Here is a 25,118-nt window from a genome sequence, read left to right as displayed (position 1 = left end):
TTACTTTCTCCTTCCCTGCCGCAGCTCCTTGCGCTTTTCCTTGCGCCGGATATCGGCCACTTGCTTTTCTATCTTTTTCTTGTAACCCGGCTTGACCTTTGATGGCTTTCGGACCTGACGCCGTATTTTTTCATCCAGCTCCCGGTCGGTCTTCTGGCGGGTGGAGCGCGCATGCCGCTCTTTCAGATCGGACCATACGCCGTTTTTCACATCACGGTGGACAAACGGGACACCCATCTTTTCAATCCGTACGAGCGCGTCATCATCAGACGGATCATAGAGCGTAATAACCGTTCCCTGCAGGCCTGCCCTTGCCGTCCGTCCGGAACGGTGAATGAAGAACTCCAGATCCTCGGGTAGATTGTAATTGATGACATGGCTGACACCGGGGATATCGATCCCGCGGGAGGCCAGGTCGGTCGCGACGATGTATTCGAATTCCAGATCGCGGACACGGTTCATCATTTTCCGGCGCTCACGGGGGGTCAGATCACCATGGATGCGGCCTGTCTTGATGCCGCTCGAGGACAGGAATTCCCCAACCTCTTCCGCTTCCTTGCGGGTGTTCGTAAAAATGATCGCCAGGTAGGGATTCAGTCCCTCCATGACATGAAGCAATTTCTTTTTCCGGTCCATACTCCTTACAGGAACCAGCGGGAACTCGATTCCTTCCGCAACCGGACGGCGCTCGCCGATCCGTACATGCTCAGGCGATTCCATGTACTTGTTCAGGAATGGCTTGAGCTTCTCGGGAATGGTCGCCGAGAAGACGTACATCTCAAGGTCCTTTGGCATGCGGGAGGCCACCTGGTCGATGTCCTCGATGTAACCCATGTCAAACGCCAGGTCGGCTTCATCAATGACGAGAATTTTCGCCGTATGGGCCAGGAGAGCATCCTCCTGGACCAGATCCCGCAGCCTTCCCGGAGTCCCGACAGCGATATGCGGCTGTGTCTTCAGTTTATCAATGGAGCGCTGCTTGTCCGTACCGCCCATGAAAAGACCGGAACGGATAGGTGTCCCTTCAGTCAGTTTCTGCAGTTCCGAATGGATCTGCTCGGCCAGCTCCCTCGTCGGGGCGGCGATAACAGCCTGCACTGCATCGGCTTCCGGATTGGTGCGCTCAACGATCGGGATCAGAAAGCTGTGAGTTTTGCCCGTACCGGTATGGGCCTGTCCGATGGCACTTTTTCCTGCCAGCATCAGCGGGATGACGGCTTCCTGCACCGGGGTCGGCGCATCAAAGCCGATTCTGCGGATTGCATCCTGCAGAAAAGGCTGGAGTTTCATTTCTGTGAATTTCGGCATTCGTTTTCCTCCTCAACTGTCCTCCATTTTAACACAGGCGGCCCGGATTCTCCCGTATCTTGCGGATGATTCACGATTGAATCGGTGGCAATGCGGGAGACTCCGCATATGATTAAGGGAGAGAGTATTTTGATGAAAGGAGTCCGCCGGATGCGATATCAGTCATTTTACCCGTTTTCAGGCGGCGGAGGCGCCCCAAGGATGCCGTTCGGATCACCTCCGCAGAGTGGCATGTTTAATGGTCCTGCTGCCGGCTTCGGAGGGAATCCCGGCTTTGGTCCGGGCGGGTTCGGCAGAAGAGGGTTCGGAGCGCCCGGAGGTCCTGGAGGTCCCGGAGGTCCGGGTGGATCGTTCGGAATGCCGGGAGCCGCTGGAGGACAGGGCCAGGGAATGTCACGGCTTGAGAATTATATGAGGACAGCCGATAAATTCTTATCCACCGCCCAGCAACTGTCTCCGCTGATCAATCAGCTTAGCCCGATGATGCAGAACATCCCTGCACTGCTACAGATTTACCGCGGATTTTCCGGAACCCCTTCGGCAGGCGGCGGAAACAGGACAGCCGCAAGTGCTCCCCAGGCACGTTCTGAAGCCCCCGCCCCGCGCGCTGAAGCCTCCGTTCCGCGGTCTGACGGCAGCTCGGTGCCCCGGATTTTCCAGCCGCCTTTTTGAATCTTTGAATCCGCGGCCACGCTCAGCTATAATAGGGGCAGTGAACTGAAGGAGTGAAATCCATGAATGTAATCAAGATTTCGCCTAGGGGCTACTGCTATGGAGTCGTGGACGCGATGGTCATCGCCCAGAACGCCGCCATGGACAAGTCGCTTCCGAGGCCGATCTATATATTGGGAATGATTGTCCATAACAAGCATGTGACCGATGCTTTTGAACAGGACGGCATCATTACGCTTGACGGGCCGAACCGCAAAGAGATCCTTGAACAGGTCGACAGCGGCACTGTCATCTTCACCGCACACGGTGTATCACCCGAAGTCCGTGAAATTGCCCGCCGCAGAGGCCTTGTCTCAATCGACGCTACCTGCCCGGACGTGACAACCACCCATGATCTGATCAAAGAGAAAACCGCAGAAGGTTATGACATCATCTACATCGGCAAAAAAGGCCACCCGGAACCCGAAGGTGCCATCGGCGTCGCGCCGGACAAGGTCCACCTGATCCAGACAATGGCAGAGGCTGATGCCCTGGACATCAGCGCCGAGAAACTTCTGGTCACCAACCAGACGACGATGAGCCAGTGGGACGTCGCCGATATTATGGAACGCCTGCAGGAACGCTATCCGCACATGGAAGTGCACCGTGAAATCTGCATGGCAACACAGGTACGCCAGGAAGCCGTTGCCGAGCAGGCCGGAGACGCTGATCTGCTGATCGTCGTCGGAGACCCGATGAGCAACAACTCCAACCGGCTGACCCAGGTCTCCATTGAAATCGCCGGAACGCCGTCCTACCGCGTCGAGGATGTGTCCGGTATTGACCTTGCATGGCTGGAAGGTGTAAAGACGGTCGCCGTTACGGCTGGCGCATCCACGCCGACACCGATCGTGAAGGAAGTCATCAACTTCTTCGACCAGTACGATCCGAACGATCCGTCGACACATGACACCACTTCCAAGGTGAAACTTGAAAAGATTCTTCCGCGCATCAAGAACCCGAAGCCGGTCAAACGGATCGATCCTTATCCGGTCTGACCAAACATCAAACGGGACTGCCATTAAGGGCAGTCCCGTTTTTCTTTTACATAAACCGGAATGGTTCGGTGACGATCCCGGATTCAATGAATTCACAGTTAATGCCGGCTTTTTCCGCGTCATTTTCCAGCCGTTCCCTGACACCGCCGACCATGATCCGTTCAATATGGTGACCAGGGTCAACAATGGAGAGCCCGAGGTTCGCAGCGTCCTGGGCGGTATGGAAATCAATATCCCCCGTCACAAGCACATCCGCCTTTTTCCCGATGGCGGCACCGACATACTTTGCACCGGAGCCACCGAGTACCGCCACGGTCCGCACTTCTTTGTTTCCTCCATCCACGACGCGCAGCGCCTGCACGCCCATGCGTTCCTTGACATACCGGGCAAACGATTCCAGCGTCATCGGTTCACGCAGATTGCCGACCCGGCCAATTCCGAATTCCTCGAGTCTCTGGTCAAGCACGAAAAAGTCATAGGCTGGCTCTTCATACGGATGCGCTTCAATCATGGCCTGTTCGACACGGGCACGGATCGACCCTGTGAGCACGACCTCGATCTTCGTTTCGGCGACCGACTCCTCCTTGCCTACGCTGCCGATGTACGGGTCAGCACCATCAGCAGGAGTAAAACGGCCCGTCCCCTCCAGTTCGTAGCTGCAGTGTGTGTAATCCCCGATTGAACCAGCGCCCGCATCTCCCAGCGCCTTGCGGACTTTTTCAACACTGTCGTGCGGCGTGAAAACAGCCAGCTTGAATAGCGGCTCCCTGTAGGTTTCTTCCATGATAGTAATCCCGGAGAGCCCGAGCTTTTGTGCAAGCATATCGTTTACGCCGCCCGGGGCCACATCCAGGTTTGTATGGGCCGCGTAGACGGAAATGCCGTGTCGGAGGCACAGTTCCACAATCCTGCCCTGCGGTGTATCGGTCCGGACCGACTTCAGCGGACGGAACAGCGGAGGATGATGTGCGATGATCAGCCCCGCGCCGGCTTCAGCCGCCTCCCGGATGACGTCTTCCGTTACATCAAGTGTGACGAGGACTTTGCCGGCAGGCGCATCCGGGCTTCCGATCTGGAGTCCGACGGGGTCCCAGTCATAGGCAAATTTCTTTGGAGCCCATTCTTCCAGCAGCCGGATGATGTCATTGACGGTCGTTTTCTTCTCCATTAGCGAGCACCTCCAAGATTTGATCGAGTGAGCGCTTCATCTCCGCTTCTTTGGCATCGCGCTCTGCGGAAGGCGAAGCTTCCTTCATCCGATTTAAGATCTTTTGCAGAGAAGCAGCTTCCCGCTCCCACTTTTTCCTGAATGCAGGAGGCTGCCTTTCAGACAGGAATGGCCCGAATCTGATCTGACTGTCATTGTAGACCGCCTCTCCCCGTTCAAGCACGAGCACTTCATAGATCTTTCCGTCTTCCTCGAGAATATCCTCTTCTATAAGACGCCATCCGTTGGCCACCGCCCATGAGCGGATGGCACCTGCATGGATATTCGGCTGAAGGACCAAGCGGCTTACACCCTTCAGCTGATTCTTGCCGTTTTCCAGAATTGAGGCGATCAGCGGACCTCCCATTCCCGCTATGGAAACGGTGTCCACCCCATCCTCTTTCCGGATGGCCTCAAGGCCGTCTGCAAGCCGGGCTTCCACCTTTCCTTGCAGACCGGCCTCCTGGATCGTCGCCTCGGCTGATTCATACGGCCCCTTGGCCACTTCTCCCGCGATTCCCCTGCGGATACGGCCTCTGATTGCCAGATGGGCTGGCAGGTAGGCGTGGTCACTCCCGATATCCGCCAGGACGGCATCATTCCCGATATGCGAGGCGACTGCCTGCAGCCGCTCGGACAGCTTGTTCACATTCATCTGCCGACACCTCCTTCTGCAATTGTAAACAACAATCCGTAAAAAGTTAAAACCCTTATCCGGATTTCCGGATAAGGGTTCCTAAAACGAGTTCATTATTGAAGCGAAAGCACCCATTCAGCCATCGCATCGAGGTTCTCGTCCGGGACGAGACCGCCAGGCATTGCGCCTTTACCGTTCTTAAGGACGTCTTTGACTTCATCCTGGCTGAGGTCAAGGCCTACCAGGCTAGGGCCAACTCCGCCTTCATAGTTCTGGCCGTGGCAGGAAACACATTTACCTTGAGCAAGTGCCTCTGGATCAAAGTCACCGGAAGAAGCTTCGTCTCCGCCTTCTTCAGTAGCGGCTTCGCCGCCTTCCTCTGTTTGCTCCTGGTCGGCTGCGATTTCTTCCTGGTTATCCAGTCCATAAAGAGACATGAAGAAAATAAGGCCGATCCCGAGGGCCATGATCAGGATATAAGGTACGACAGGATTTCTGTTCATCGACTAAAACCCCCTTTTCCGTGAGATAGCTGTACAGTTATATACAGTGAACAATACATATTGTACTGCATTCCCATGAAAACTGAAAGCATTAGCCGGGAAAGTTTTGCGACATTGTGACAAATTCGGCAAAAGTCCGCGCGGTTTCTTTACTTATACGCCGATCTGCCGTGCGATGACCATATGCTGGACTTCGGATGTTCCCTCACCGATTTCCAGGAGTTTCGCATCGCGCATATAGCGCTCCACTTCATACTCTTTCATATAACCGTATCCGCCATGCAGCTGGATGGCCTCATCCGCCACTTCCATCGCAATTTCGGATGCGTAGAGCTTACACATCGCGGCTTCTTTGGAAAACGGACGTCCCTGATCTTTCAGCCAGGCTGCCTTGTAGACCATGGTTCGCGCCAATTCAATCTTTAGCGCCATATCCGCCAGCTTAAACTGGTTGACCTGAAAATCTGAAATGGCCCTGCCGAACTGCTTGCGTTCCTTCGCATATTGGAGAGAGCGGTCAAATGCTGCCTGTGCGATTCCGACTGCCATGGCGCCGATCCCGATCCGTCCGCCGTCGAGTGTGACAAGAAACTGGCGGAAACCATTGCCTCGCTTGCCGAGAAGGTTCTCCTGCGGGACTCGCACATTTTCAAGGACAAGCTCCGTCGTATTGGAAGCGTTCAGACCCATTTTTTCGTAATTGTCGATGATCTTGAATCCTTCAGCATCCGTCGGAACAATGATGGCGGAAATCTCCTTTTTGCCGTGTTCCATCCCGGTGATTGCGGTGAGCGCAAGGTGCTTGGCATAGCTTGCATTGGTGATGAACACCTTGCTGCCATTAATGACAAAGTCGTCCCCCACCGACTTTGCCGCTGTCTGCGTTCCGCCTGCATCAGAGCCGGCGTTCGGCTCCGTCAGGCCAAATGCCCCCAGTGATTCGCCTGTACAGATCGGCACCAGATAGTTCTGCTTCTGCTCCTCCGTACCAAAAAGGTTCAATGGAGCTCCCCCAAGTGAGATGTGAGCAGAGTATGTGATTCCCGTAGAAGCACACGCCCGGCTCAGCTCCTCCGTCACAATTGCGAAGCTGACCGTATCGGCACCCGCTCCCCCGTATTTTTCATCGAACGGAAGGCCCAACATCCCCATTTCCCCAAGCTGCCGGAAAATGTCCTTCGGGAATTCCTTCGTCCTGTCGCGCTCAATCGCCCCCGGAGCCACGACCTCGTCGGCAAATTCCCTGATTGTCTTCCGAATCATCTGCTGCTCATCGGTCAGATCGAAGTTCACGTTGAATCCCCCTTTTGTGAATACGCTTTCAAAACCAGTATAACTGAACGAGCGCTCGCTTAACAACCATCAACACGAGTTTCGTAAGATCATTGTGAATGTTTGATTTTCACTGGTTTGAGTCTTTCAATGTACCGTTCCTGAAACAAAAAAATCCACGGCCTCAAATGAGACCGTGGATGGCTGATCATTATTCAAGAAAATCTTTGAGCCGCTTTGAACGGGAAGGATGGCGAAGTTTGCGGAGCGCTTTTGCCTCGATCTGACGGATCCGTTCCCGGGTGACGCCGAACACCTTGCCGACTTCTTCAAGGGTTCTGGTCCTGCCGTCGTCAAGTCCGAAGCGGAGGCGGAGAACATTCTCCTCACGGTCTGTCAGCGTATCCAGCACGTCCTCAAGCTGCTCTTTGAGCAGTTCGTAGGCAGCATGATCAGACGGAGACTGCGCCTCGGAATCCTCGATGAAATCTCCGAGGTGAGAGTCATCCTCTTCCCCGATCGGCGTCTCGAGGGAAACCGGCTCCTGTGCGATTTTAAGAATCTCACGCACCTTCTCCGCCGGCAGATCCATTTCTTCACCGATCTCCTCAGGCGTCGGTTCGCGTCCGAGGTCCTGCAGGAGCTGCCGCTGGACACGGATCAGCTTATTGATCGTCTCGACCATATGGACCGGGATCCGGATGGTCCTTGCCTGGTCGGCAATCGCACGTGTGATGGCCTGGCGGATCCACCACGTCGCATACGTACTAAACTTGAAGCCTTTACGATAATCGAACTTCTCAACAGCCTTGATCAGGCCCATGTTCCCTTCCTGGATAAGGTCCAGGAAAAGCATGCCGCGTCCGACATAGCGCTTGGCAATCGAAACGACGAGCCGGAGGTTGGCTTCCGCAAGGCGTTTTTTCGCATCTTCATCCCCGTCCTCGATGCGTTTGGCAAGGGAGATTTCCTCTTCGGCGGAAAGGAGGTCGACCCGGCCGATCTCTTTCAGATACATTCTGACAGGGTCGTTGATTTTTACGCCGGGCGGTACGCTCAGATCGTTGAGGTCGAATTCCTCTTCCTCATCTTCGCCTTTCTTTCCCTTTCCTTTGCGCTCGATTTCAACGCCCTGCTCCTCGAGTTGATCAAGGAACTCCTCAAAATGATCCGGCTCCATATCAAAAGCGGATAATTTCTCCGTTACATAGTCAAATGCCAACTCGCCGGCCTTTTTGCCCTGCTCAAGCAGTTGTGTTTTCATTTCCTCAATTGTCATTTCGTGTTCATGCTCATTAGACTGCCCTGAAAGGTCTGCCATTTTACTCCTCCTCCTGCAAAAGCCGGCACACTCAGATTGCCGACAAGGACTTCCTCAATGCGATGATTTCTTTGGATAGTTCAAGGGCGCGGCTGAGATTGCTCATCTTTTCCGCTTCCTTCGATTGCTGCAGCTTTTCGCCAATTTCCATCTCGATCCTGTATTTCCTGATATGCCGCATGCTGTCCCGGATCTCTTCTTCGGCGTTTTCTCCGGAAAACTCGTCCATCACTGTTTCCATGACGATTTTCCTCAGTTCCGGATCATCGAGTGTTTCACAGAAGCGATGTACATCCGGTTCGCCATATTCCTCATAAAATCCTGCAAGTCTGACGAAAATCGCCGTATATTCATCATGGAAGAACGGGCTGCCTTCTCCCGAATCCCTGAACCGCGCAAATAGTGTACCGTCACGGAGCATGTGGGATAAAATGATCCGCTCCGCCCTCGCCACCGGGGACTTCCGGGTCTTCCCGCGGGATATTGGCGGCTCGGCAGGCCGCTTCTCAGGCGGAGGCGCATTTTTTTCTTTTCGGGTATGGCGTGCTTCCGACTTCCTGAACTGCGCAGTGAGTGCCTCCGTTGAGACGCCCGTCTCCTCTGCCAGCTGGTTGAGGTAAAGGTCACGCTCCACCGGTGTCGTTTTACCGGCCAGTTCCTCCAAAACTTCGTGGATATACTGAAGGAGGTCATTTTCATTCTTCAGGTTCTTATCCCGCTTGGCATACATCATCGAGAATGACAGAAGTGTATGCGGCTGTCCGATAATGTTTTCCCTGAAAGCTTCTCCCCCGTACTTTTTCAGATAATCATCCGGATCCAGGCCTTCAGGCACGATGGCCACCTTGGCGTCCAGGCGGTTAGAAGGGAACATCCGGCTGAATCTTCTGGCCGCTTCCCATCCCGCATGATCTCCGTCCGTACAGATGATGACCTCGTTCGTCACACGTCCCAACATCGAGAGATGCTTGTCCGACATCGATGTGCCCATCAGGGCGACACCGGATTGGACGCCCGCTGCATCAGCCGAAATGACATCCATGAATCCTTCGAACAATATTACATTACCCGATTTACGGGCTGCGAGACGTGCATTGTGGTAATTATAGAGAATTTCGCTCTTGTTGAAGATCGGTGACTCGGGGCTGTTCAGGTACTTTGGCTCATCTCCGGTCTTTTCGATGACCCGGCCGGAAAATCCTACCGTTTTCCCGTTCATATCGTGGAGAGGAAACATGACCCGGTTCCTGAACCGGTCAAACGCGCCATTTCCGTTTTCGGGAATGATCGCCAATCCGGCTTCCGCAATTTCCTCATCACTGAAGCCTTTGCGCCTCAACAGGGTGACAAGTGATTCCCTGTTGCCCAGCGACCAGCCGATGCCGAATTTCTCGATGGTCTCCTTTGTGAAGCCGCGTCCGTACAGATATTCGAGCGCTTCCTCCCCTTCCACCGTGTTAAGGAGCAGATGATGATAGAATTCGGCTGCATACCGGTGTGCATCGAGGAGCTTCCGGTGGCCCGGGGGCATCTGCCGCTCTCCTCCGGCCGCTTCACCGGCTTCCACCTCGACACCCGTTCGTGCGCCCAGTTTGGCCACTGCCTCCACGAACGAAAGATTTTCGACGTCCATAACAAACGTGATGGCATTCCCGCCTGCCCCGCATCCAAAACAGTGGAACATCTGCTTGTCCTCGGATACGGAGAAGGACGGAGAGTTCTCATCATGGAACGGGCACAGTCCGAACCAGTTCCTTCCCCTTTTTGTCAGCTGGACATATTCACCGATCAGCCCGACAATATCCGTCTGGGAGCGGATCGTCTCGATCTTCTCCTCAGGAATCCGCTTCATCCTTCACACCACACTTTCGGCCGTACTCTCGAATTCGAGATTCAGCATAAGAATCCTTCATTCTTCGACAAAAAAGTGCGCAGGAGGGAAGAAAACTGCCCACTACGCGCATTTTATTCACAATATCCAATTATAATACGCCTCACCGTACATTTCCACCATTAGAGAAGATTTTCTTTTGATTTTTTCGGTTCTTCCGCCATATCGGCTGCAAAAAAAAGAACCTGCCTTCCGAAGAGGCGGTTCTGGGTTCTGCCGTTCATCGTTCACGCTTCTGTTTAATATTCAAAATGATGTTCGCGGTTTCTTCGACTGCCCGGTCGGTCACATCAATGACCCTGCAGCCGATCCTGTCCGCCACAGAGTAGAAATGATCGATCTCGGCTCTGATCCTCTCGATTTTCGCATAGTTCGCGTCATCTTTCAAACCGAGTGCCTTAAGCCGCTCTTTGCGGATAGAATTCAGTTTTTCCGGCGAGATCACAAGGCCGAAGCACTTGTCCGGGTCGATTTTGAACAGCTCTTCAGGCGGCTCCACTTCCGGAACGAGCGGCACATTCGCGACCTTATAGCGTTTATGTGCCAGGTACTGGGAAAGCGGGGTCTTGGACGTTCGCGACACGCCGATGAGGACAATGTCCGCCAGGAGCAGACCGCGGGGGTCCCTGCCGTCGTCATACTTGACAGCAAACTCGATGGCTTCGATTTTCTGGAAATAGTCCTCATCCAGCATGCGGACTCTTCCGGGCTCCTCCGATGCACGCTCGTTCAGCGTGCTTCCGATCACATCGATGATCGGGCCCAGCAAATCGATCGAAGGGATATTCCTGCGCTCGCACTCCAGCCTGATGCAAGTTCTCATTTCTTCCTTGACCAGCGTATAGAGGATGATGGCATGCTGTTCAGCTGCTATTTCTGTAACTTCTTTGAGCTGGTCCACCGATTCCACGTGCGGAATCCTCTTGACCGCGGTCGATTCGAAATCTTTGCGGAACTGGCTGATGGCTGCCTTTGCCACCAAATCTCCGGTCTCGCCGATAGAATCGGACACAATATACATTTTCAGTTGATTCATAGGGCACCTCTCACAAATCGTGATTTTCCGCCAGCGACAGGAACGCCGAGGTGATGTTTGTCTTGGTGATGCGACCGATTACCGAAAGCCCCTCGTCGGTTTCTTCGACGACCGGAAGCGCATCTATCTGCCGTTCGATCAGCACCTTCGCCACATGGACAAGGGCTTCGTTTTTTCTGCAATAAGCGATGTTCGGCATCCTTGTCATAATCATATGCACGGGAATCTTCTCCAGGTCGGTTCCGCCGATCGCGGTCCTTAACAGGTCTTTCCTGGAGAGAATGCCGGTCAGCCTGGACTGATCATCCACAACAATCAGTGTGCCGACGTCTTCAAGAAACATCTGTGTGATCGCATCATAGACGGAAAGCGATTCCTGGACAACAACCGGAATCGACTGGAAGTCCCGCACCTTCATGTTCATCATGTTCTCTGTCAGATGCTGATCCTTTTTCTTGCCCGAATAGAAATAGCCGACACGCGGCCGGGCATCCAGAAAACCTGCCATCGTCAGGATGGCGAGGTCGGGCCGGATCGTGGCACGGGTCAGGCTGAGGCGTTCCGCGATCTGCTCGCCCGTAATCGGCCCGTCAGCCTTCACGATCTCCAGGATCTCATCCTGACGCTTATTGAGTTCCATACGACTCACATCCTGTACTTGATGGGTTATAGCCTAGTTCATTATATCTGAATCTCCATCCGATTGCGAAACGATTCTCCCCGTGCTACAATGTTGTCAAAGTCCATACGGCGATGAAGGGACAATGAAGTAGTATCCAGCAACAGCGAGCAGGGATGGTGAAAGCCTGCACGGATATGAAGCGGCACCCCTGAGCCGATCTCTCTGAAAGAGGGCCGGTTTTCCGGTCAATCGGGGTGGAACCGCGGGTCATCAGGCACCCGTCCCCGGACATCATGTCCGGGGACGGGTGCTTTTTTGTATGAAGCATGCACCGTCTCCGGCATCGCCTAAATAAAAATTACGAGGAGGAAACAGCATGACTTCAATGGAAACGATCGTCAATCTGGCCAAGCACCGGGGGTTTGTCTTTCCTGGTTCCGATATCTACGGCGGCCTAGCCAACACATGGGACTATGGCCCGCTCGGAGTGGAACTGAAAAACAACATCAAGAAGGCATGGTGGAAGAAATTCGTTCAGGAGTCCCCTTACAATGTCGGCCTTGACGCCGCCATCCTGATGAACCCGAAGGTCTGGCAGGCATCGGGACATGTCGGCAACTTCAACGACCCGATGATTGACTGCAAAAGCTGTAAAGCCCGCCATCGGGCAGATAAGCTGATCGAGAACAAGCTCGAGGCTGAAGGCAATGAATTGGTCGTCGATGGCATGCCGTTCGAGAAAATGCAGGAACTCATTCATGAGCATAACATCACCTGCCCGGACTGCGGCGCACAGGACTTCACTGAAATCCGCCAATTCAACCTGATGTTCAAGACCTCCCAGGGCGTAACAGATTCTTCCGCGAACGACATCTACCTGCGTCCCGAAACGGCACAGGGCATCTTCGTCAACTTCAAGAATGTGCAGCGGTCCATGCGCAAAAAGCTTCCGTTCGGGATCGCCCAGGTCGGCAAGAGCTTCCGCAACGAGATTACACCCGGCAACTTCACGTTCCGGACGCGCGAGTTTGAACAGATGGAACTGGAATTCTTCTGCAAGCCGGGCGATGACCTCGAGTGGTACGCATACTGGCGCGATTTCTGCAAAAACTGGCTTGACCAGCTGAACATGACGGATGAAAATGTGCGTCTGCGCGAGCACGAAAAAGAAGAGCTTTCCCACTACTCCAACGCAACGGTCGACATCGAATACAAATTCCCGTTCGGCTGGGGCGAACTTTGGGGCATCGCCGACCGGACCGACTTTGACCTGAAGCGTCACATGGAACATTCCGGCGAGGACTTCACCCATACGGATGCGGAAACCGGAGAGAAGTATGTGCCTTATTGCATCGAGCCTTCCCTCGGCGCTGATCGTGTAACCCTCGCCTTCCTGTGCGATGCATACGAAGAGGAAAAAATCGGCGAGGATGACCAGCGCACGGTTATGCGCTTCCACCCGGCACTTGCGCCGTTCAAGGCAGCGGTCCTTCCGCTATCCAAAAAACTGTCGGATGAGGCTCAGGATGTATGGGCGGAACTCCGCAAATCCTTCCCTGTCGATTATGATGAATCCCAGTCAATCGGGAAACGCTACCGCCGGCAGGATGAGATCGGCACACCATTCTGCATCACCTACGACTTTGATTCCAAGGATGACGGACAGGTCACAGTCCGCGACCGGGATACGATGGAGCAGGTTCGCATGCCGATCAGCGAAGTCCGTGCATTCATTGAACAGCGTCTCGAATTCTGATGATAGATGAAAAAGGCAGTCCGCCATCTGACGGACTGCCTTTTTGATGGTTAGAATCTCTTTCATGGGCATGATTTCCCGGGAAAGAAACTCACGCCTCATCTTCTGAAGCAGTTTCTCCCTCACGATTCGGGTTCTTACTGCTGCCGGCTTCCCTCCCGAATGACGGCATGCGCTCAAGCTGGTCCAGGAAGGAGGCCGATTTCAGCCGGAGACCCACCTGTTCATCGTAGATGGTCCTCACGATCTTTCTCATGAACTTTTTTGTAGCGGGTTTCAGCGTCAGTTTGCCGACCTGATCGATCGGTACCGTGTAAAAGGTCCGGATCAGACGGAGATGCGCCGGTGAAAGCCGGATCAGGTAAGGGTCAACATGGAAGCAGCGATGACAGAGAAAGCCGATTTCCTGGAAAGAAAACGCAAACTCCCCTTCTGTAGCGCCACAGCTTGCACACTGGTGCAGAACAGGATGGACGCCTGCCACGGGAAGCATTTTCCATTCCACAAACAAGGTGATTGCCTCCGGGTCGTATTCTTCGTCAATGGCATGGAACGCCTGTCTGAGAAGTTCGAACTGGGCAGGAGAGGGCTGATTATCTTCGATCAGACGGTCCATCAGTTCCGCGATATAACTTGCGTAAGCGGTTGCCGTGATGTCCTGGTGCAGATGGCGCATCTGGTCCATCGGGTCCCCTGACTGAAGCGTTCCCATGCCCCTCCCCTTATAGATCATGAAGATGCCATGGGTGAACGGCTGAGTGACGGCGGCAAGACGGCTTGCCGGTTTTTTTGCGCCTCGTGCCATAGCGGTCACTTTGCCGGCTTCCCTGGTCAGGAGCGTCACCACTTTATTCGTTTCTCCATACGGACCGGTGCGAAGGACAATCCCTTCCCATTTGTTCAGCATCTGCTTCCCTCCTTCCCCGGATGTGAAGAAAAGCGCGGGCTCCCGGCCCGCGCCTTGTCAGTATTCATCTTCCCGGAAACCGTACTCCCTAAGCTGGTTGGCCCGGTTCCGCCAATCTTTCTGGACCTTCACCCACAGCTCGAGATATACCTTGCTGCCGAGCAGCATCTCGATATCCTTCCGGGCACGGGTACCGATCTCTTTAAGAAGCGCCCCGCGCTTGCCGATGACGATCCCTTTCTGGGAGTCCCGTTCAACGATGATCGTCGCACTGACATCAACGGTTTCCTGGCCTTCCCGCTTGGCGATCCGTTCGATGACGACTGCGACCGAATGCGGAATTTCTTCACGGGTGAGATGAAGGACTTTTTCGCGGATCAGTTCAGAGATGATAAAACGCTCGGGATGGTCCGTCACCTGGTCAGCAGGATAATACTGAGGGCCCTCCGGCAGATAGTCCTTGATCACGCCCATGAGCCGGTCAACATTATTACCCTGGAGGGCTGAGATTGGAACGATCTCTGCAAAATCCATCTTCTCCCGGTACGAATCGATGACTTGGATCAGTTCGTCGGGATGGATCAGGTCGATTTTGTTCAGCACAAGGACGACCGGCGTTCCGCTGTCGCCCAGCATCTCCATGATGAATTCATCGCCCTTGCCGAGTGATTCATCAGCATTTGCCATGAAGAGGACAAGGTCCACTTCCTTAAGCGTGTTTTTGGCGACCTTCATCATGAAGTCACCCAGTTTATGCTTCGGCTTGTGGATGCCCGGCGTATCGATGAAGATCATCTGGCTTTCTTCAGTCGTGACAACCCCCTGGACCTTGTTCCGTGTGGTCTGGGGCTTGTCGCTCATGATTGCGATTTTCTGCCCGACCACCCGGTTCAGGAAAGTTGATTTGCCGACATTCGGCCGTCCGATGATCGAGATGAAGCCAGACTTGTATCCTTCGCGATTATTCAGCATAGTCCATGTCCTCCGCCTTGAAAGCTCCCGGCAGGAGTTCGCTGACAGTCGTCTCCATGACGTCCCCCTTCAGGTTTGTCAGGTATACAGGCATGTCCCCGTCGCAGAATTCCGCGATGACCTGCCTGCAGGCCCCGCACGGTGACACGGGGCCCGGAGTGTCTGCCACAACCGCAAGTGCCTTGAAGTCACGGTGCCCGTCCGAAATAGCCTTGAAGAATGCCGTACGTTCGGCGCAGTTCGCCATGCTGTAGGCAGAGTTCTCGATGTTGCACCCGCCAAAGACTTCGCCGTCTTTTGTCAGAAGTGCTGCGCCTACCTGGAATTTAGAGTAGGGCACGTATGCGAGTCCGCGGGCAGTTTTGGCCCGGTCCATCAGTTGTTGTTTATCCATTGATTAACCACCTTCAAAAAAAGAGATTCAGCCATTTGGGAATGAAAATCACGCATCCGATAATCGCGCTTGCCACTGCAAAGAGCAGGACTGCTCCGGCTGCCGCATCTTTCGCCTGCCCGGCAAGCGGATGATGTTCGGGGGATACGAGGTTGACGATCCTTTCAATGGCAGTGTTCACCAGCTCCAGGGCGAATATGCCCCCGTACAGCAGGACCACAATCATCCATTCGGATTGGGACAGACCGGTCATCCATCCCGCACAGGTCACGATCAGGGCAGCAAGGACATGGAATCTGAAATTCTGCTCTGTGCCGAAACCATGCAAGACTCCCCGCCAGGCATATCTGAACGAACGGAAAAGCTTACGGACGTCCATCCGTGCCACGTCCGAGACCGAACGATTTCAGGATTTCATCCTGTCGGCCGAACATCCTGCGTTCTTCCTCTTCGTCCATATGATCGTAGCCGAGAAGATGGAGAAAACCGTGAAGTGCCAGGAAGCCGATTTCCCGTTCCCGGCTATGGCCATATTCTTCCGCCTGCCGGTCCGCCATCTCCGTTGAAATGAGAATGTCCCCGAGAAGCCGCGGCATACCTTCGGGACTGCTGAGTTCCATTTCCCCTTCAACCGTTTCTTCAAGGGCAAATGAGATCACATCAGTTGCCCGATCCTTTTCCCGGTAATCCCGGTTGACCGTCCTGATGGATTCATCGTCCATGAATGTGACGGATACTTCAGCCTCGCCGACCTTCTCCATCACTGCGGCATGTTCCAGCAGCCGCATGACCAGCTGCTGATCCTTTTCCCCAACTGTACCGGTTTCATCCATCATATCGATCGTCAGTGTCATAGTTAAGTCCTCCAGTCGGTCACTTCGGATATTCGATCCGGTTATGGAACACCCCGTTCAATGTCGTACAGATCACTTCCCCTACGATATTCAGTTCCCTGAAACTGAGGTCGCATTCCGAAAATTGTCCATCATTCATCTTATCTCTGATGATCGTGTGGACCAGCTCTTCGATTTTCTCAGGCGTCGGTTCTTTCATCGACCGCACGGCAGCCTCGCAGCTGTCAGCAATCGAGATGACCGCGATTTCCTTTGTCTGCGGCTTCGGCCCGGGATACCGGTATGACTCCTCATCCACTTCTTCCCCAGACTTCCTCGCTTTCACCAGGAAGTATTTGAGCAGCGACGTGCCGTGGTGCTGGCGGGCGATATCAACAAGCTCCCTGGGCATGCCATGCTTTTTCAGGATCTCCGCTCCGTCTGAGGAGTGGGCAATGATGATATCCCGGCTTTTTTCCGGCGGCAGCGAATCATGCGGGTTGGTGCCGGCCATCTGGTTCTCGATGAAAAATGCCGGCCTGCGGGTTTTCCCGATATCATGATAATAGCTCCCGACACGGGCCAGAAGCCCGTTTGCGCCAATCGCCTCGCAGGCCGCATCGGACAGGTTGGCGACCATGACACTATGGTGATATGTACCCGGTGTCTCTGTCAGAATCCTCTTCAGGAGAGGATGATTCGGATTGGACAGCTCGACGAGCTTCAGGTCAGACAGAATGCCGAACACGGTTTCAAAGAACGGCATCAGTCCGATGGTGAGCGCGCCGGACAACAGACCCGAACCGAGGGCGGCCATCATGAACAGCGACCACTCCTGCCAGCCGAAGTGCGACTGGGTCATGAGCAAATAAAACATAATAAATAGTGCATTCACAATCGTGACGCCAAAGCTCGCCGTCAGGATCGACGACCTTCGGCCGTCACCCTGGATGAGGTAATGCCCGGCAAATCCGCCGAACAGGATATACAGCACAATCTCCATATTGGCGACAGGAGAATACCCTTCCTGAAGCAGAAGGCCGCCCGTTGCGGCTGTCAGCACCGTCAGGAGAATCGCCATTTTCCCGTCCGTCAGAAGCCTCAGGAGAAACGGCACGAGGGCTGTCGGGTAGACATAGGCCAGCGCCATATTAAAATCAATCTCCGTCGCGGCAAGCAGCTTCATCGCCAGTATGGTCAGGAAGTAAACGACCAATGTAATGGTCAGCCATTTCTTTTTCACATATTCCGGCTGTTCCAGCTGCCTGAAATGGCGGTAAATAAACCAGAAGATCAGCAATGTAAAAAGTCCGAGCGCCAAAACCGGCCGGAGCGAGGCGCTGTCATTCAGCAGCCCGGCAAGCTCCAGCTGACGGTGCACTTCCCTGTCTATAATCTGTCCTTCCTGGACGATGACCTGTCCCTGCAGGATCCGTGTCGGTTCGACCTCGGCTCTTGCCTGCTCGATCCTTGCCTCGGTCTGCTGCTCATCCAGTTTTTCATTCATAATAATACTGGAGCGGCCGATCTCAACGGCTGCCGGCATGAGCTCCTGCGGAATGGCCGATGTCCGGATACGGTCTTCCGTTTCGTTTCTTGCATCGGCAAGGCCTGTGTCACGGATCGGCTGCTCCATCACTTGGGACACGATATCACTGACGGTGTCACGGGCTTTTGCAAGTTCTGCATTGCCGGCACGAACGAGCAAGCCGAGGAGATCGTCTGACAGGCGGAACCCGCCTCCCGACTCCTCGAGACTCTCCAACTTCTTCCTCAGATCCGCAATCTGCCCTGCAGCTTCAGGAGGTTCTTCCTGATCGTCTTCTGCTGCTTCCGCTTTTGCATCCAGGGCATAGTCGAAGACGGAACGCACTACAGCCGCACTGTTTTGCGAGGCCTCCTCGTCAAAATCATAGACCGGTGTGACCTCGGACGCGGCACGCTGCCGTTCCTGTTCCGTCTTGACGGGATCTTCCACAGTCTTGGTCGACCGGATGGTTTCGTTGGCGAGGTGGAACATCCGGATATCATAAGTCTCGTCCTTCACACTTCCGAGCATGAGGCCAAAAGCCAGTAGGGCGGAAAGCCCGAGAAGAACAATGGAGAAAACGGAAAATGAAATCCTTTCAACAAGCGACTGCAAACCCTTGAACATAACAGCTTCCCCCTAGCGGCGGGCCGAAACGCCTCTTTCCCCGTCCATGACGGCCAATCCCCGGCCCCAAGGATGACAAAACCGGCCGGACTCCAGCTGAGGCAGGAGACTCGGCCGGTGTACCTTTCTGGTCACTCCCGGTGACTGCTTGCTTCGTATGCTTCGATAATCCGCGCAACGAGCGGATGGCGGACGACATCCGCCTGCTCGAAGTGCAGGAAGCGGATTCCCTGAACTTCTTTCAGGATCCGCTGGGCAACAATCAGGCCCGATTCCGTGTTTCGGGGCAGGTCAATCTGTGTCTGGTCCCCCGTGATCACCATCTTGGAACCGAAACCGAGCCGGGTCATGAACATCTTCATCTGGGCCTTGGTCGTGTTCTGGGCTTCGTCGAGTATGACAAAGGCATCATCCAGTGTCCGCCCGCGCATATAAGCAAGCGGCGCAATTTCTATGGTGCCACGCTCAATCAGGCGTTCTGTCTGTTCCGGCCCCAGTACATCATGCAGGGAATCATACAGCGGCCTCAGATAAGGATCGACCTTTTCCTTCAGATCACCCGGAAGAAAGCCGAGGTTTTCCCCTGCTTCCACGGCGGGACGGGTCAGGATGATGCGCTTGACCTGTCCATTTTTCAAAGCCTGCACGGCCATCACGACAGCGAGATAGGTTTTCCCGGTGCCTGCGGGACCGATACCGAACACCATGTCCTCCGCACGGATGGCGTGGACGTATTCACGTTGTCCGATCGTCTTGGCACGGATGGCCTTCCCTTTTGCGTTTCTTGCGATTTCTTCATCATAAAGTTCCGCGAAGTATTCAATTGTGCCGTTCTTGGCCATCTCCAGGGCAGTGGACACATCACGCAGGTTGATGTTGATGCCCTTCCGGATAACGCGCAGCAATTGGCTGAGAAGCTCCTGTGCGGTTCCGCGCGGTTCCTCCTCGCCCTGGATGACGATGACACCGCCCCTCGTGAGTACCCGCACTCCGAGTTCTTCCTCGATCAGCTTCATGTTCTGATCGGAGATGCCGAGCAGCATCACCGCTTCGTTTGGATCTTCCACATGCAGTTGTACCGTGTTTTCTTCCAATCGATCAATCTCCTTGGGAAATCTGTTTTCTTACGGCAATATTTTCATTTATGAGAAATAATACGGTCCCCTTTACTTTATCATTATCATAATGCACTCGCAAAACTTTTTCATCCTTTACAGTCGCATCTGGATCAAGTGTTCCCAGGAGCTTCTCCTTCAAAACGGACAGGATGATGCGTTCCCCGTTTTCCTCCGTGATCTTCACTTCTCTGGCCTGGCCATCCCGGCTTTCAGACAGTGTCAGGAAAGAACCGAGGATAGAGGGAACCGGCACCTCACGCCAGACGTTCCCATCAGGCTTTTCACCGCCCACCGAAAACCGGTAGGCCCGTTCCCCCGGCGAAGAATACCGGATGACTGCCGGCATCTCGAATCGGGTCTCGACATAATAGTCTCCGTACACCTTTCCTTCTGCTCCGGTCACATGGCTGTCTTCCCGCTGCGTGACAATGCCCGAAGCGACGATGTCCCCCTTTTCCACTGTCGTATTCGGCAGGACATTCCGGACACCGCTCGACAGCTCAAACCGGGTGATGACCGCGCGCTTTGATGCCGCCAGATGGGCAGGAGGCAGCTTTTTCCCGGTATCTTCACCGGTCTCCGGAGCCTCGATCGGATGGACGGTCAGGCGGCCGCCTTCACGGCTCACACGTACCCAGCTCAGGCCGGGGTCGGCAACCATCAGATCATTCCTGATTACAGATTCATCAGGTACGGAGCCGATCGTAATAAAAGGCCTGATCCCATTTTTTTCGAGATAGTCACTGATCCGTTCCTGGCGCTCCGGCTTGCCGCCTTCCACCCCGACTGACCAGATCAAGCCTGAGCAGGCCAGGGGTACGAACAGGAACATCAGGACGGCGATCACCCGGACCGGGGACAGGTCCAGGATCACACCTTCCCGCCCGGCCTGGAGTCCGAGACGTACCCTGTACTTCCGTCTCAGCTTCCGCAGGGCGGGCATGTCCTTTCGCATCACGGAAAACCGGAGGCGTTCCCCGTCGCGCTCGGCATCCCTCATGCGGATACCCGATGCGGCACATGCCGAGAAAAAGGCATCGGCTCCGCTTCCCGTTACCGTGAGCCGGACGGTTTCCCGTCCGCGCAGCCGCTTACCCGTCTGCATGGTCTCTCGTGCGGATCAGCGTCAGCCGGTCCAGCCGGTCAAATGTGATCAGTGCCGCTTCGTCTCCGATCTCCTCCACCTGCACCGCTTCTCCTTCAAGTGTCATCGCATATGGCGCCAGACGGAGACTGACCGCGCGTTCGCCAATCTTCCCGATGGTGAATTTCCCGTTGAGCCGCAGCGTCTGATGATCCTCGATTTCGAGAAAAGGAACCATCCTGAAAAATCTGCGCATACAAAAACCCCCCTTGGCCTTCAGTTTATGACAGGCCGAGGAGGGTCATTCACACCGGCTTCAGCCGGTTATCTTCTTTTTGCTTTTGGAGGACCGAGAATTTCTGCAAATACGATTGCCCTTGCAAGTTCTTCTTCAGACCCCGGGAATAATGATCCCGGATCTGCCGGCCCCTGTTCCCGGGGAGCCGGAGCCTCTGCGCTCACGAGCTCGCGAGTGCGCTCCGGACGCTCGGACCGTTCGGGACGCACTGGCCGCTCCGGACGCACTGGCCGCTTGGCGGTACTGTCGGTTACGGTGTCGGCCTCCGCATCACGCCTTGTTCTGCGAACGGGCTCCGTACGCTCGGGCCGGGATTCCGCATCACGGGGGTCCGTCCGGAATTCCTTTGTCTCTTTCTGAATCTCTTTTTGGAGATCTTCATATAGCTGCTTGGTCAGGTCCTTGAGACTGCCTCCCTGAGCAGCCGGCCGCTTAGGAACTTCAGGACGGGGAGCCTGGTTTGGCTTTTGCGCCGGCGGCTTCTGGTTGTCCTTTCCCTTGAACAGGGAGCCGATGATCAGTGAGATGATCAGCAGGATGATCGGTTCCATCAGCTCATCCCCTTTCCGTCAAACCGCGGATCATTTCTTGCCGTCAGTGCGCTTGTCCTGTTCCTTGCCCATTTTCCCGAGGGTTTCGCGCATGGAGGTGTCTGCCTGGATGTTCTTGTAGTTCACATAATCCATGATGCCGATATTTCCGGAACGGAGCGCTTCTGCCATGGCCAGCGGAACTTCCGCTTCCGCCTCGACGACCTTCGCTCGCATTTCACCGACTTTGGCGCGCATTTCCTGCTCGCTGGCGACGGCCATCGCGCGGCGCTCTTCGGCTTTTGCCTGTGCAATGTTCTTGTCGGCTTCGGCTTGCTCGGTCTGGAGCTCGGCACCGATGTTCTTGCCGATATCCACATCCGCGATATCAATCGACAGGATTTCAAATGCCGTGCCGGCATCCAGTCCTTTTGATAGGACGGTCTGGGAAATCATATCCGGATTTTCAAGAACGACGGTATGGTGTTTGGAGGAACCGATGGTCGAAACAATCCCTTCGCCGACACGGGCGACAATCGTCTCTTCCCCGGCACCCCCGACGAGCCGGTCGATGTTTGCCCGGACCGTGATACGGGATTTTGCCTTGACCTCGATCCCGTTCATGGCAACCCCTGCGATAAACGGCGTTTCGATGACTTTAGGGTTGACGGACATGCTGACGGCCTCAAGCACGTCACGGCCTGCCAGGTCAATCGCTGCCGCACGTTCGAAAGTCAAAGGGATGTTCGCACGGTGAGCCGCGATGAGGGCGTTGACAACGCGGTCAACGTTACCGCCTGCAAGATAGTGGCTCTCCAGCTGGTTGATGCCCACTTCAAGCCCGGCCTTATGAGCCTTGATAAGCGGGTTGACGATCCGGCTCGGGATAACCCGGCGGAGACGCATCCCGATCAGTGTGAAGATGCTGACTTTCACGCCGGCTGCAAGTGCGGAAATCCACAGCGTGACCGGCACGAATGTAAAGAAGACGGACAGGGCGACGATCACCAGAAATGCAACGATGATCAGCCCGATTGTTCCCAATCCAAGCATTCTGTTTCCTCCTATTCGTCGGAGGCTTCCCGGACAACGATCCTGGAGCCTTCGACTTTTGTAATCTTGACGTTCTGGTCTTTCCCGATGAACCTGCGTTCAGAGACGACATCGATGTATTCGCCTTCAATTTCTGCCGTACCGGAAGGCCGGAGCGGTGTCACTGTCCGGGCCATCCGGCCGATCAGTTCAAGCCGGTTGGCATTGGAGACATAGCCACTCTCGGTATCGGTGGCGTCCCTCAGGACGATGCGGTTAAGCAGGTGGAGCCGTTTCCCAAAGAATTTCATCATGATCACCATTCCCAATATCGTGATGACCAGCGCCGTGATGACGGAAATGGCCATCCAGGCCGGGTCAGCCCCTGCCATGATGATGCCCGCAACCATGGCCACAGCACCGATTATGCCGAGAATTCCACCCGGGACAAAGAACTCGGCTATGAGCAGGCCGACACCCGCCAGGAACAGCAGGAGAGATTCATAGCCGGCCAGCCCGGCGACGAGATGTCCATAAAAGAACAGGAGCAATGCCCCGACGCCCATTGATCCCGGAATGCCGAAGCCCGGAGAATACAGCTCTACCACAAGCCCGAGCCCCGCAATTGACAGCAGGATCGGCACGACGACCGGATTCGTGATGAAACGCGCCAGTTTCTCGCTGAATGTCTCGTTCATTTCGACGATTTCGGCACCTTCAAGCCCTGCGGTTGCCAGCAGTTCGTCAAATGAGGACACGGTTCCCTCACTATACTTGACTTCCAGTGCCTCGTCGGCGGAAAGCGTCAGGAGTTTGCCTTCTCCCGCGCGGTATTCCGGCAAATCAATTGATGCGTCTGCCATGGCAAGCGCATACTCCGGATTCCTGCCGGATGATTCAGCAGCCGCTTTCATCGACGCGAGCCAGGCGCTGTTGGCTTTGTCTCCGGCAGCATTCCCTGACTGGTCGATCACCTGCGCCGCCCCGATGCGGCCGTTCGGATCCATATAGATTTCATCTGCGTGCAACGCGAGGAATGCACCCGCCGATAGGGCATCGCGATTGATATACGCAATCGTATGGAGTTCGGTTTCATCCATCAGTTTGGCGATCCGGCCTGCTGCATCCACAAACCCTCCCGGTGTATTGATTTCCAGGATGATCGTTTCGGCACCGGCCTTTTCGGCTTCGCCGAATGAGCGGTCCAGGAACTCATACAGTCCCCGTTCGACTTCATTTTCCAATGGCACGTGGTAAACCTTGCCGCCATCCGCTCCGGCATGTGGTATCGCCAAGAGGAACAGGGCGGCGAACAGAAGGAGGCCGCGGATCAAGCGGATTCCTTTCAAGTCTTCACCCCCATTCTTCTCTTCGTCCATTATAGGTGATTATACGGATGAACAAAGCAAAAAGTTTCATGAAAATGAAATAAACCGGAAAACCCCGCATGGGATTTTCCGGTTTTGCATGTCTGATTTTGGCCATTCCTGTTATGGACGCAGGGATGGTGAGGGGGATCAGTATTTGCGCTTGCGGGCAGCTTCGGACTTTTTCTTCCGCTTAATGCTTGGCTTCTCATAGTACTCGCGTTTGCGGGCCTCTTGGATCGTGCCCGATTTGGAAACACCACGTTTGAAGCGGCGAAGAGCATCTTCAAGCGATTCGTTTTTACGAACGACAGTTTTTGTCATGACTTTTCCCCTCCCTCCGTACGCACTTCCATACATGAAAACACGTCATGTACTCAGAAATTATAGCCCAATTGCTGTTAACAGTCAATATTTATCTTTTATTTTGGCAAGCTGTTTTCCTCGGTGCAGATCAGTAATCTTCGTTCGAGGTAAGCCCCTGCATAATCTTGACGCCGGAGCTTGCCCCGATTCTTGTGGCCCCGGCCTCGGCCATTGCCTGCAGGTCCTCCAGGCTGCGGACACCGCCGGAAGCCTTCACACCCATCTCATCGCCGACTGTGAGGCGCATCAGCGCAACATCTTCCACCGTCGCGCCTCCCGTCGAGAAGCCGGTTGACGTCTTCACAAAATCAGCACCTGCCTGCTTGGACAGGCGGCAGGCGATAATTTTCTCGTCGTCGGTCAGAAGGCAGGTCTCGATGATGACTTTGACGATGGCTTGACCGGCGGCTGCTTCAACAACTGCGCGGATATCCGCTTCAACGGTTTCTTCGTCGCCGCTTTTCAGTGCGCCGATATTGATGACCATATCGATTTCCTGCGCACCCTTTTTAATGGCATCCTTTGTTTCGAACGCCTTTGTCTCTTTTGTGCCGGCACCGAGCGGGAAGCCGATCACCGTGCAGACTTTCACATCCGAGCCGGACAGTTCGGACGCTGCCGTATCCACCCAGTAAGGATTCACGCAGACCGAAGCGAACTGATACTCTCTCGCCTCGCTGCAAAGCTTCACGATCTGCTCTTTCGTCACTTCCGGTTTCAGAAGCGTATGGTCAATCATTGATGCGACATTGATGCTCATGGCTGATCCTCCTATATTGACCGTCGAGGTCTGTTGACTG

Annotated in this window: 26 protein-coding genes; 3 read left to right on the top strand and 23 right to left on the bottom strand. The window is 54.7% G+C overall.

The genetic code is table 11. From position 1 onward, the window contains the following. Nucleotides 1-1,308, bottom strand: coding sequence for a DEAD/DEAH box helicase (locus AV656_RS02165; protein WP_063178352.1), 1,308 nt, complete (start codon nt 1,306-1,308; stop codon nt 1-3). A 90-nt stretch (nt 1,309-1,398) separates the two neighbouring features. On the opposite strand from AV656_RS02165, the gene vrrA reads away from it, so the two are divergent. Together vrrA and AV656_RS02155 are read left to right on the top strand one after the other, a co-directional pair. After that, nucleotides 1,399-1,980 carry a VrrA/YqfQ family protein gene (gene vrrA, locus AV656_RS16710; protein ID WP_156484777.1) on the top strand — a complete coding sequence of 194 codons (582 nt, stop codon included), beginning with the start codon at nt 1,399-1,401 and terminating at the stop codon, nt 1,978-1,980. Nucleotides 1,981-2,042: 62 nt separating this feature from the next. After that, nucleotides 2,043-3,017, top strand: coding sequence for a 4-hydroxy-3-methylbut-2-enyl diphosphate reductase (locus AV656_RS02155; protein ID WP_063178347.1), 975 nt, complete (start codon nt 2,043-2,045; stop codon nt 3,015-3,017). 46 nt (nt 3,018-3,063) lie between these two features. Here the strand turns inward: AV656_RS02155 and AV656_RS02150 are convergent, their stop codons facing one another. The 8 genes from AV656_RS02150 to AV656_RS02115 form a co-directional block, all read right to left on the bottom strand. Further along, a complete protein-coding gene (locus tag AV656_RS02150) occupies nt 3,064-4,185 on the bottom strand; it encodes a Nif3-like dinuclear metal center hexameric protein (protein WP_063178345.1) in 1,122 nt (373 codons plus the stop codon). After that, the gene (locus AV656_RS02145) at nt 4,160-4,879 is read right to left on the bottom strand and encodes a tRNA (adenine(22)-N(1))-methyltransferase (protein WP_063178343.1); all 720 of its coding nucleotides are present in this window, start codon (nt 4,877-4,879) and stop codon (nt 4,160-4,162) included. The genes AV656_RS02150 and AV656_RS02145 overlap by 26 nt, the downstream gene beginning before the upstream one ends. A 95-nt stretch (nt 4,880-4,974) precedes the next feature. Continuing rightward, nucleotides 4,975-5,364: a cytochrome c550 gene (gene cccA, locus AV656_RS02140; RefSeq protein ID WP_063178341.1), complete on the bottom strand. Its 390-nt coding sequence runs from the start codon at nt 5,362-5,364 to the stop codon at nt 4,975-4,977. 153 nt (nt 5,365-5,517) lie between these two features. Continuing rightward, nucleotides 5,518-6,657, bottom strand: a complete 1,140-nt coding sequence (locus AV656_RS02135; RefSeq protein ID WP_063178339.1) for an acyl-CoA dehydrogenase family protein — start codon at nt 6,655-6,657, stop codon at nt 5,518-5,520. 190 nt (nt 6,658-6,847) lie between these two features. Next, on the bottom strand, nt 6,848-7,957 hold the full coding sequence (rpoD, locus tag AV656_RS02130) for an RNA polymerase sigma factor RpoD (protein WP_063178337.1): 1,110 nt from the start codon (nt 7,955-7,957) through the stop codon (nt 6,848-6,850). A gap of 31 nt (nt 7,958-7,988) precedes the next feature. Further along, nucleotides 7,989-9,809, bottom strand: coding sequence for a DNA primase (gene dnaG / locus AV656_RS02125; RefSeq protein WP_063178335.1), 1,821 nt, complete (start codon nt 9,807-9,809; stop codon nt 7,989-7,991). A 259-nt stretch (nt 9,810-10,068) separates the two neighbouring features. Then, nucleotides 10,069-10,884 (bottom strand): pyruvate, water dikinase regulatory protein, encoded by an 816-nt coding sequence (locus tag AV656_RS02120; protein ID WP_063178329.1) that lies wholly within the window; start codon nt 10,882-10,884, stop codon nt 10,069-10,071. A 10-nt stretch (nt 10,885-10,894) separates the two neighbouring features. Next, entirely contained in the window at nt 10,895-11,533 is a 639-nt protein-coding gene (locus AV656_RS02115) for a helix-turn-helix transcriptional regulator (RefSeq protein ID WP_197462185.1), read from the bottom strand. Between the two features lie 349 nt (nt 11,534-11,882). Here AV656_RS02115 and AV656_RS02110 point away from each other — a divergent pair, with 349 nt between their 5' ends. Next, on the top strand, nt 11,883-13,262 hold the full coding sequence (locus AV656_RS02110; protein ID WP_063178327.1) for a glycine--tRNA ligase: 1,380 nt from the start codon (nt 11,883-11,885) through the stop codon (nt 13,260-13,262). 91 nt (nt 13,263-13,353) lie between these two features. Here AV656_RS02110 and recO read toward each other — a convergent pair whose 3' ends face one another. From recO to deoC, 14 genes are all read right to left on the bottom strand, one after another. Next, the gene (gene recO, locus AV656_RS02105) at nt 13,354-14,169 is read right to left on the bottom strand and encodes a DNA repair protein RecO (protein ID WP_063178325.1); all 816 of its coding nucleotides are present in this window, start codon (nt 14,167-14,169) and stop codon (nt 13,354-13,356) included. Between the two features lie 57 nt (nt 14,170-14,226). Further along, nucleotides 14,227-15,141: a GTPase Era gene (era, locus tag AV656_RS02100; RefSeq protein ID WP_063178323.1), complete on the bottom strand. Its 915-nt coding sequence runs from the start codon at nt 15,139-15,141 to the stop codon at nt 14,227-14,229. Further along, on the bottom strand, nt 15,131-15,535 hold the full coding sequence (locus AV656_RS02095; RefSeq protein WP_063178905.1) for a cytidine deaminase: 405 nt from the start codon (nt 15,533-15,535) through the stop codon (nt 15,131-15,133). The genes era and AV656_RS02095 overlap by 11 nt, the downstream gene beginning before the upstream one ends. A 13-nt stretch (nt 15,536-15,548) precedes the next feature. After that, nucleotides 15,549-15,914 (bottom strand): diacylglycerol kinase family protein, encoded by a 366-nt coding sequence (locus AV656_RS02090; protein ID WP_063178321.1) that lies wholly within the window; start codon nt 15,912-15,914, stop codon nt 15,549-15,551. Continuing rightward, entirely contained in the window at nt 15,901-16,389 is a 489-nt protein-coding gene (gene ybeY, locus AV656_RS02085; protein ID WP_063178319.1) for an rRNA maturation RNase YbeY, read from the bottom strand. The genes AV656_RS02090 and ybeY overlap by 14 nt, the downstream gene beginning before the upstream one ends. 19 nt (nt 16,390-16,408) lie before the next feature. Further along, entirely contained in the window at nt 16,409-18,523 is a 2,115-nt protein-coding gene (locus tag AV656_RS02080; RefSeq protein WP_063178317.1) for an HD family phosphohydrolase, read from the bottom strand. A 131-nt stretch (nt 18,524-18,654) separates the two neighbouring features. Further along, a complete protein-coding gene (locus tag AV656_RS02075) occupies nt 18,655-19,617 on the bottom strand; it encodes a PhoH family protein (RefSeq protein ID WP_419865543.1) in 963 nt (320 codons plus the stop codon). 4 nt (nt 19,618-19,621) lie between these two features. Beyond that, nucleotides 19,622-20,746 (bottom strand): sporulation protein YqfD, encoded by a 1,125-nt coding sequence (locus tag AV656_RS02070; RefSeq protein WP_063178315.1) that lies wholly within the window; start codon nt 20,744-20,746, stop codon nt 19,622-19,624. Continuing rightward, on the bottom strand, nt 20,733-20,981 hold the full coding sequence (locus AV656_RS02065; protein ID WP_063178313.1) for a hypothetical protein: 249 nt from the start codon (nt 20,979-20,981) through the stop codon (nt 20,733-20,735). Before AV656_RS02065 ends, AV656_RS02070 begins: the two co-directional genes overlap by 14 nt. A 68-nt stretch (nt 20,982-21,049) precedes the next feature. Continuing rightward, nucleotides 21,050-21,574: a hypothetical protein gene (locus AV656_RS02060; protein WP_063178311.1), complete on the bottom strand. Its 525-nt coding sequence runs from the start codon at nt 21,572-21,574 to the stop codon at nt 21,050-21,052. Nucleotides 21,575-21,604: 30 nt separating this feature from the next. Further along, a complete protein-coding gene (gene floA / locus AV656_RS02055; protein WP_063178309.1) occupies nt 21,605-22,606 on the bottom strand; it encodes a flotillin-like protein FloA in 1,002 nt (333 codons plus the stop codon). 11 nt (nt 22,607-22,617) lie between these two features. Then, complete coding sequence (locus tag AV656_RS02050) at nt 22,618-23,934, bottom strand: NfeD family protein (RefSeq protein ID WP_063178307.1); 1,317 nt, start codon at nt 23,932-23,934, stop codon at nt 22,618-22,620. Nucleotides 23,935-24,102: 168 nt separating this feature from the next. After that, nucleotides 24,103-24,276, bottom strand: a complete 174-nt coding sequence (gene rpsU / locus AV656_RS02045; protein ID WP_008299898.1) for a 30S ribosomal protein S21 — start codon at nt 24,274-24,276, stop codon at nt 24,103-24,105. Nucleotides 24,277-24,406: 130 nt separating this feature from the next. Continuing rightward, nucleotides 24,407-25,078 carry a deoxyribose-phosphate aldolase gene (gene deoC, locus AV656_RS02040; protein WP_063178305.1) on the bottom strand — a complete coding sequence of 224 codons (672 nt, stop codon included), beginning with the start codon at nt 25,076-25,078 and terminating at the stop codon, nt 24,407-24,409. Nucleotides 25,079-25,118 lie beyond the last annotated feature (40 nt).

The sequence above is a fragment of the Bhargavaea cecembensis genome (assembly GCF_001619585.1).
GTDB lineage: Bacteria > Bacillota > Bacilli > Bacillales_A > Planococcaceae > Bhargavaea > Bhargavaea cecembensis_A.
This window is presented reverse-complemented; position numbering and strand designations above follow the sequence as displayed.

Excerpts from the sequence above, each read along its gene's own strand:
- dnaG (WP_063178335.1), bottom strand. The coding sequence starts at position 9,809 with ATGAAGCGGATTCCTGAGGAGAAGATCGAGACGATCCGCTCCCAGACG.
- AV656_RS02155 (WP_063178347.1), top strand. The coding sequence starts at position 2,043 with ATGAATGTAATCAAGATTTCGCCTAGGGGCTACTGCTATGGAGTCGTG.
- AV656_RS02165 (WP_063178352.1), bottom strand. The coding sequence starts at position 1,308 with ATGCCGAAATTCACAGAAATGAAACTCCAGCCTTTTCTGCAGGATGCA.
- AV656_RS02150 (WP_063178345.1), bottom strand. The coding sequence starts at position 4,185 with ATGGAGAAGAAAACGACCGTCAATGACATCATCCGGCTGCTGGAAGAA.
- deoC (WP_063178305.1), bottom strand. The coding sequence starts at position 25,078 with ATGAGCATCAATGTCGCATCAATGATTGACCATACGCTTCTGAAACCG.
- AV656_RS02120 (WP_063178329.1), bottom strand. The coding sequence starts at position 10,884 with ATGAATCAACTGAAAATGTATATTGTGTCCGATTCTATCGGCGAGACC.
- recO (WP_063178325.1), bottom strand. The coding sequence starts at position 14,169 with ATGCTGAACAAATGGGAAGGGATTGTCCTTCGCACCGGTCCGTATGGA.
- cccA (WP_063178341.1), bottom strand. The coding sequence starts at position 5,364 with ATGAACAGAAATCCTGTCGTACCTTATATCCTGATCATGGCCCTCGGG.
- era (WP_063178323.1), bottom strand. The coding sequence starts at position 15,141 with ATGCTGAATAATCGCGAAGGATACAAGTCTGGCTTCATCTCGATCATC.
- rpoD (WP_063178337.1), bottom strand. The coding sequence starts at position 7,957 with ATGGCAGACCTTTCAGGGCAGTCTAATGAGCATGAACACGAAATGACA.
- AV656_RS02090 (WP_063178321.1), bottom strand. The coding sequence starts at position 15,914 with ATGGACGTCCGTAAGCTTTTCCGTTCGTTCAGATATGCCTGGCGGGGA.
- floA (WP_063178309.1), bottom strand. The coding sequence starts at position 22,606 with ATGCTTGGATTGGGAACAATCGGGCTGATCATCGTTGCATTTCTGGTG.
- ybeY (WP_063178319.1), bottom strand. The coding sequence starts at position 16,389 with ATGACACTGACGATCGATATGATGGATGAAACCGGTACAGTTGGGGAA.
- AV656_RS02095 (WP_063178905.1), bottom strand. The coding sequence starts at position 15,535 with ATGGATAAACAACAACTGATGGACCGGGCCAAAACTGCCCGCGGACTC.
- AV656_RS02110 (WP_063178327.1), top strand. The coding sequence starts at position 11,883 with ATGACTTCAATGGAAACGATCGTCAATCTGGCCAAGCACCGGGGGTTT.
- rpsU (WP_008299898.1), bottom strand. The coding sequence starts at position 24,276 with ATGACAAAAACTGTCGTTCGTAAAAACGAATCGCTTGAAGATGCTCTT.
- AV656_RS02080 (WP_063178317.1), bottom strand. The coding sequence starts at position 18,523 with ATGTTCAAGGGTTTGCAGTCGCTTGTTGAAAGGATTTCATTTTCCGTT.
- AV656_RS02065 (WP_063178313.1), bottom strand. The coding sequence starts at position 20,981 with ATGCGCAGATTTTTCAGGATGGTTCCTTTTCTCGAAATCGAGGATCAT.
- AV656_RS02070 (WP_063178315.1), bottom strand. The coding sequence starts at position 20,746 with ATGCAGACGGGTAAGCGGCTGCGCGGACGGGAAACCGTCCGGCTCACG.
- vrrA (WP_156484777.1), top strand. The coding sequence starts at position 1,399 with ATGCGGGAGACTCCGCATATGATTAAGGGAGAGAGTATTTTGATGAAA.
- AV656_RS02060 (WP_063178311.1), bottom strand. The coding sequence starts at position 21,574 with ATGGAACCGATCATCCTGCTGATCATCTCACTGATCATCGGCTCCCTG.
- AV656_RS02145 (WP_063178343.1), bottom strand. The coding sequence starts at position 4,879 with ATGAATGTGAACAAGCTGTCCGAGCGGCTGCAGGCAGTCGCCTCGCAT.